Source organism: Paraburkholderia phytofirmans (assembly GCF_046028095.1).
GTDB classification, from domain to species: Bacteria; Pseudomonadota; Gammaproteobacteria; order Burkholderiales; family Burkholderiaceae; genus Paraburkholderia; species Paraburkholderia phytofirmans_A.
This window is the reverse complement of record NZ_JAQQDJ010000014.1, coordinates 197,006-203,731: the sequence shown is the minus strand read 5'-3', so window position 1 is coordinate 203,731 and position 6,726 is coordinate 197,006. Positions and strand designations below refer to the sequence as shown.

Annotated in this window: 6 protein-coding genes; 3 read left to right on the top strand and 3 right to left on the bottom strand. The window is 61.8% G+C overall.

Going from position 1 to position 6,726, the window contains the following annotated elements:
* Positions 1-246: 246 nt before the first annotated feature.
* The 3 genes from PQR54_RS32055 to PQR54_RS32045 are packed head-to-tail and all read right to left on the bottom strand — an operon-like array spanning position 247 to position 3,180.
* Complete coding sequence (locus PQR54_RS32055; RefSeq protein WP_408252792.1) at positions 247-1,290, bottom strand: Gfo/Idh/MocA family oxidoreductase; 1,044 nt, start codon at positions 1,288-1,290, stop codon at positions 247-249.
* On the bottom strand, positions 1,290-2,306 hold the full coding sequence (gene iolG, locus PQR54_RS32050; RefSeq protein ID WP_408252782.1) for an inositol 2-dehydrogenase: 1,017 nt from the start codon (positions 2,304-2,306) through the stop codon (positions 1,290-1,292). Before iolG ends, PQR54_RS32055 begins: the two co-directional genes overlap by 1 nt.
* Positions 2,299-3,180: a MurR/RpiR family transcriptional regulator gene (locus PQR54_RS32045; protein ID WP_408252780.1), complete on the bottom strand. Its 882-nt coding sequence runs from the start codon at positions 3,178-3,180 to the stop codon at positions 2,299-2,301. Before PQR54_RS32045 ends, iolG begins: the two co-directional genes overlap by 8 nt.
* Before the next feature lie 277 nt (positions 3,181-3,457).
* Between PQR54_RS32045 and PQR54_RS32040 the strand changes: the two genes are divergently transcribed.
* From PQR54_RS32040 to PQR54_RS32030, 3 genes are all read left to right on the top strand, one after another.
* On the top strand, positions 3,458-4,504 hold the full coding sequence (locus tag PQR54_RS32040) for a sugar ABC transporter substrate-binding protein (RefSeq protein ID WP_116139875.1): 1,047 nt from the start codon (positions 3,458-3,460) through the stop codon (positions 4,502-4,504).
* A 148-nt stretch (positions 4,505-4,652) separates the two neighbouring features.
* Positions 4,653-5,810 carry an ABC transporter permease gene (locus PQR54_RS32035; RefSeq protein WP_012433789.1) on the top strand — a complete coding sequence of 386 codons (1,158 nt, stop codon included), beginning with the start codon at positions 4,653-4,655 and terminating at the stop codon, positions 5,808-5,810.
* A 13-nt stretch (positions 5,811-5,823) separates the two neighbouring features.
* Positions 5,824-6,678 carry an ATP-binding cassette domain-containing protein gene (locus tag PQR54_RS32030; protein ID WP_408252777.1) on the top strand — a complete coding sequence of 285 codons (855 nt, stop codon included), beginning with the start codon at positions 5,824-5,826 and terminating at the stop codon, positions 6,676-6,678.
* Positions 6,679-6,726: the final 48 nt, after the last annotated feature.

Sequence of the window (6,726 nt, the reverse complement as noted above, 5' to 3'; positions counted from 1 at the left end):
CGCCACTGCCCCCTCCAAGCCTGGGGACCCGCTTATAAGCTGGCGGTGTGAAGCCGCTTTCTTTGCCTACTTTCTTTGCGGCAAGCAAAGAAAGTAGGTGCCGCCCCGCACAGGGGCAACGCTAATACACCACAAAGAACTCAAGGAAAGGCCAACACCGCAAGCAACCCAAACCTCCACGGATTCAAGAAAAGCCCAACACCCCAAAAAACACAATCCCACCCCGCCGCGCAGGCAAAAAAAACCCTACAACACAACAGCCTCCCCCTTCAACAAAGACTCCCGCAACGCCACCCCAATCCGCGTAGCCTCCAACGCATCAGCAAGCGAGGCCCCCGTCTGCGCAGCAGCAGAATCCACCCCACCCCGCACAGCCGCAACAAACGCCCGCGCCTCAAACAAAAACGCATCCTCGAACCGGTCAAAAAAATTCGCCGTGCACTCGTTCCGAATCCCGGTCGCATCATAAATCTCGACCCGATTCGCCCGCGGATTACGCCCAATCGCCAGCGCGCCGGCCGTGCCGATCACCTCGCTATGCGTGTCATTGCCATGCGCCTGCGTCCGCGACGCGTAAAACATGGCCAGCTTGCCGCCCTCGAACTCGCAGATGGCGACACCGTTATCGACATCGCCGAACTCACGCAGCCCTTCATGCATCACCGCGGCCCCCGCGGCAAAGACGCGTTTCGCGCGCGGTCGCCCGAGCAGCCAGCGCGCGACATCGATATCGTGCACCGTGCAATCGAGAAAGATCCCGCCTGAGGTCGCCGCAAAACGCACGAAAAAACCATCGCTATCGTTCTGATCCGCGGTCTGCGAGCGCACCAGAAACGGCCGGCCGATCTTGCCGGCTTCGATCTTGTCGAACGCGTCCTTATAGCTCGGATCGAAGCGCCGCATGAAACCAATCGTGGCCTGCAAATGCGGATAGCGCGCGGCCTCGGCCAGCACCCCCTCGCACTCGGCGAGATCGAGCGACAACGGCTTCTCGCAGAACACATGCTTGCCGGCCCGCAACGCATCGACAATCTGCCGCGCGTGCAACGAAGACGGCGTGACAAGCCACACCGCATCCACCTCGCGGTCAGCCAGCAGCTCCGCATAATCCTCGTACAGACGCGGCGCGGGCAACGCTTCCCGCGCCCACGCCCGCTCTTCTTCCACCGGACTGCAGGCGGCCACGAGCGACGCGCCCGGCACGCGATACGCCAGATTCTCCGCGTGCCGCTTGCCGAGACGCCCGAGGCCGACCACGCCCACACGAACCCGCGCCGCGGCGGCCGTCATCACGAGGCCTCGCCGAGTTTGACCGCGCGGCCCTCGCGCCACGACCGGGTCGCGGCTTCAGCCAGTTCGAGCGCCTTCAAACCGTCGGCGACGGTCGTGCGCACCGCCTTGCCATGCGTCACCGCATCGAAGAAATGCGCGATCTCATGCGCGTAAGCCGCGCGGTAGCGTTCGAGGAAAAACGCTTCAGGCACGTCGCTCGACACCTCGGTTTTCGAATAAGCCGTGACTTCCGTGGGCCGCACATTGCCCGCTTGCAACATGCCGTGACTGCCCAGTACTTCGAAACGCTGGTCGTAGCCGTACGCGGCACGGCGCGCGGTATTGATCTGGCACAGGCGGCCGCGCTTCGTGCGGATCGTGACGGCGGTCGAATCGATATCGCCTGCCTCCGCAATCGCCGGGTCGCTCAAACAACTGCCGGTGGCGTGCAGCGTGTCGGCCTCATCGTCGAGAATCCAGCGGAAGATGTCGAAGTCATGAATCAGCATGTCCTTGAAAATACCGCCGGAATGCTTGATGTACTCGACCGGCGGCGCGCCCGGATCGCGGCTCGTCACCACCAGCATTTCCGGCGTGCCGATCTCACCGGCATCGAGCCGCGCCTTCAACGCCGAGAAGGTCGGATCGAAGCGCCGCTGAAAGCCGATCATGCACACCACGCCCGCGCGCTCCACCGCATCCGCACAAGCCCGAGCGCGCTCCAGCGTGAGATCGACCGGCTTCTCGCAGAACACATGCTTCTTCTGCGCGGCGGATTGCATGATCAGATCGGCATGCGTGTCGGTGCTCGAACAGATCACGGTCGCGCCGATCGACGCATCGCCCATCGCGCCGTCGATATCGGCGACCTGCGCACCGTGCGCCGCGGCGAGCGCCGCGGCCGCCTCACGATTCACGTCGACCACGTACTTCAGGCGCACGCCCGGCTGCCGCGCGAGATTCGCCGCATGAATCTTGCCGATACGCCCCGCGCCGAACACCGCCACGTCGATCGTCTTTGCCCCATCAGTCATCGTATCCTCCAGTGTCTTTGGATTCTTCAACATTCAATTCGAGCTTGTACGCGAGCGCGATGAACAACGCCTGGCACAAACAGATCGTGCTGGTCAGCGAGCGGAACGCGAACGCGCTGCCCTCTTTCACATACAGTTGCGTGCTGGCATAACGCGCGAGCGGAGATAGTTGGCTATCCGTAATAACCAGCGTCTTGGCCTGATGATGATGCGCGACTCGCAAGCAATACTGCGTTTCCTTGCCATAGGGCGCGAAGCTGATCGCGATCACCACATCGCCCTTCTTCACACTACGAATCTGTTCGCGGTACATGCCGCCGAAACCCGACACCAGGTGTACGCGCTTAGGCGTGTGCTGCAGCGCGTAGACGATATAGCTCGCCACCGGAAACGAGCGCCGCACGCCGATCACGTAGATGTTGTCGGCCTGTTGCAGCATCTTCACCGCGGCGTCGAACTCCTTGTCGTCGAGGCCCGCTTCGAGTTCTTCCAGACCGCCGCGCGAGGCCGCGATGAATTCGCGCGCCACCGAACCGCCGGACAGCGCGCCCGGCTTCTCGTCGATCAGCTTGCGAATGCGCTGCTGATAACTCGGCGACGAACTGCCCTGCCCCGTGTAAGCCTGGCGAAAAACCGCCTGCAGATCGGAGAAGCCGGAAAAGCCGAAGCGCTGCGCAAACCGCACCACGGCGGACGGATGCACGCCGCAGCTCGCGGCGATGTCGCTGGTGCGGTCCACCATCACGCTCGATCGATGCTGCTCGATATACGTCGCGACATTCTTCAACTGACGCGGCAACGCGTCGTAGTTTTCCGCGATGCGCTGCATCAATTCTTCGACGCTGGGCAATTCCTCGGTACTGTCTTCCGCCATGGCTCTCTCTCGGGTGCTTTATTGCAGTGCGGCAGCGGCCTCAAACCGCCGCCACACGGCCTCCTGACGCTGCCGATTATAGGCAGCAGGCCAGTCAAATGGAACGTATTTTCCATTTTTATTTGTAATGAAATTTCCATTGCAACGTCTTTGAAGATCGCCTAATCTTGGTCGTGAGCGATGGTGCTTTGGTGGAAACACCCGGGTTTGTACGCGGATGCAAAGCCGCCCGCCAGACGCTCCCTTCAAAAACGACATACCGAGAAAGGTGGAGACAATGAGACTTTGCAAGGGCAAGGCTACGCTCAGGATTCTGGTGACGGCATTGACGTTGGCGACGGGATTCGGCGCGGCCTCGGCCGCCCGCGCGGCTGACGCGCACTTCGTGCTGATCAGCCACGCGCCGGATTCGGATTCGTGGTGGAACACCATCAAGAACGCCATCAAACAGGCCGACGAGGACTTCAACGTCGAGACTGACTATCGCAATCCGCCGAACGGCGACATCGCCGACATGGCGCGTCTGGTCGAACAGGCCGCCGCGCGCAACTACGACGGCGTGATCGTCACCATCGCCGATTTCGATGTGCTGAAAAGCTCGATCAACAAGGTGACGGCGAAGAAGATCCCGCTCGTTACGATCAACTCGGGCACTGAGGAACAGAGCGCCCAACTCGGCGCGATCATGCACGTGGGTCAGCCCGAATATGTCGCGGGCAAGGCAGCCGGTGAGAAAGCCAAGGCGGCGGGCGTGAAGTCGTTCCTGTGCGTGAATCACCTCGCTACCAACACCGTGTCGTTCGACCGTTGCCGTGGTTTTGCTGAAGCGATCGGCGTCGACTACAAGTCGTCCACCATCGACTCCGGCCAGGATCCGACCGAAATCCAGTCGAAGGTCAGCGCGTATTTGCGTAACCACCCGAACACCGGGGCGATCCTGACGCTCGGACCGACCCCGGCTTCGGCCACGCTGAAAGCGGTCACGCAAATGGGTCTGGCGGGCAAGATCTACTTCTGCACGTTCGACTTCTCCGACGACATCGCCAAGGCGATCCAGAACGGCACCATCCAGTTCGCGATCGATCAGCAGCCGTACCTGCAGGGCTATATCCCCGTGGCCGTGCTGGCGATCGTGAAGAAAGAACACACCACCGATCCCGCGAAGATCCGCCAGATTCTCGAAGCCAATCCGAAGTTCAAGGAACGGCTCGCAACCTACGGCCTCGCACCTTCCTATGGGCCGAAGAACATTCGCTCGGGCCCGGGTTTCATCACCAAGGAAAACCTCGACAAGGTCATCAAGTACGCAGGGCAGTATCGCTGATTCTTTTCTTTAGCTAGTCACGCGCACGGCGGGCACCGCTTTCGATCCGCAGCGGGCCGCCCGCCGCCACCGCGCATTTCACCGGCTGTCGTTCTCGCCACGCATCCTCGCGTGCGAGCCGCACACGGCCGGGCTCCAAGGAGACATCATGGGTGTAGCCGGCAAACACTTCCCACCGCACGTCAAGACGAATACCGGCGAAGCAGCGCCCTCGCTGCCCGATTCGGATGAACGGCTGCGCAAGGAATCCCGATTCGGCCACGTGCTGAATCGCCCCGAATTCGCCGCGATTTCCGGCGCGGTGCTGGTGTTTCTCGTTTTCGCGCTGACAGCCGGCAACTCCGGCATGTTCAACCTCGACGGCGTGATGAACTGGTCGCAGGTCTCCGCGTATCTCGGCATTCTCGCCGTGGGCGCCTGTCTGTTGATGATCGCCGGCGAGTTCGATCTCTCCATCGGCTCGATGATCGGTTTCTCCGGCATGATGGTCGCGATTCCCTCGGTGTATTTTCACTGGCCGATTTCGCTCGCGATCCTCTTCGCGTTCGCCGGTTCCATGCTGCTCGGCGCGCTGAACGGCTATCTGGTGATGCGTACGCGCCTGCCGTCGTTCATCGTCACGCTCGCGTTTCTATTCATCCTGCGCGGCCTCACGCTCGCGCTCTCGATCATGTTCGCGGACCGCACCATCGTCTCCGGTGTCGGCGACCTCGCGCAGCAGGACTGGTTCGCGAATACGCTGTTTCACGGCGTCGCGCTGAACGGTCTGTTCACGATGCTCGCGCGCCACGGCATCGGCACCATGCTCGATAACGGCCACGCGCTCGTGCCGGGCATTCCCAAGGTAATTCTGTGGTGGCTCGGACTCGCGGCGGTGTGCGCGTTCGTGCTGGCAAAAACGCGCGCGGGCAACTGGATTCTCGCGGTAGGCGGCGACGCCAACGCGGCCAAGAATGTCGGCGTGCCGGTGCGTCGCGTCAAGATTTCGCTGTTCGTGCTGACCGCGTTCTGCTCGTGCCTGTTCGCGGTGCTGCAAGTGTGCGACATCGGCTCGGCTGCTGCGGATCGTGGCCTGCAGAAAGAATTCGAAGCGATCATCGCCGCGGTGATCGGCGGCACCTTGCTCACGGGTGGTTATGGTTCGGTGGTCGGCGCGTGTTTCGGTGCGTTGATCTTCGGCGTCGTGCAGATCGGTATCACCTACACCAACGTCAGTTCCGACTGGTTCCGCGTGTTCCTCGGCGTGATGCTCTTGATCGCCGTGCTGTTCAATCACTATGTGCGCCGCCGCGTCTCGCAGGCGTAAGAAGGAGACGAACATGTCCGATATGAATACCGCGGCGAACGCCTCGCCTGAATCGAACGCAAACGCGACCGCAGCCGCGCCACAGGAAGACGTGATCCTCGCATTGGAAAACGTCAACAAATACTTCGGCAAAGTCATCGCGCTAAGCGGCGTGACTTTGCGCCTGAAACGCGGCGAAGTGCACTGCCTGCTCGGCGACAACGGCGCGGGCAAGTCGACGCTGATCAAAACGCTTGCCGGCGTGCATCAGCCCTCTTCCGGACAGTATCTGGTGGACGGCAAGCCAGTGCTGTTCGAGTCGCCGAAAGATGCGCTCGATCTCGGCATCGCCACCGTGTATCAGGATCTCGCGCTAGTGCCGCTGCTCTCCGTGGCGCGCAACTTCTTCATGGGACGCGAGCCGCAAAAGAAGTTGTTCGGCTTCCTGAGCGTGATGGATCTCGAAACCAGCGCCACCACCGCGCGTGACAAGCTCGCCGAAATGGGCATCAACGTGCGCGACGCGCATCAGCCGATCGGCACCATGTCCGGCGGCGAGAAACAGTGTCTGGCGATCGCGCGGGCGATTCACTTCGGCGCGCGCGTGCTGATTCTCGACGAGCCGACCGCCGCGCTCGGCGTGAAGCAGAGCTTCAACGTGCTCAAGCTGATTCACAAGGCGCGCGCCAAGGGCATCTCGGTGATCTTCATCACGCACAACGTGCACCACGCGTATCCGATCGGCGATTCGTTCACGGTGCTCAATCGCGGCAAATCGCTCGGCACGTTCACCAAGGAAACCATCAGCAAGGACGAAGTGCTCGACATGATGGCCGGCGGCGCCGAGATGCAGAAGATGATCGGCGAACTCGAAGGCGCGACGATCTGATTCATTCGCGCGACGGCTCGGCGCAGTCGCGCCGGCCGCCGCGCTTAG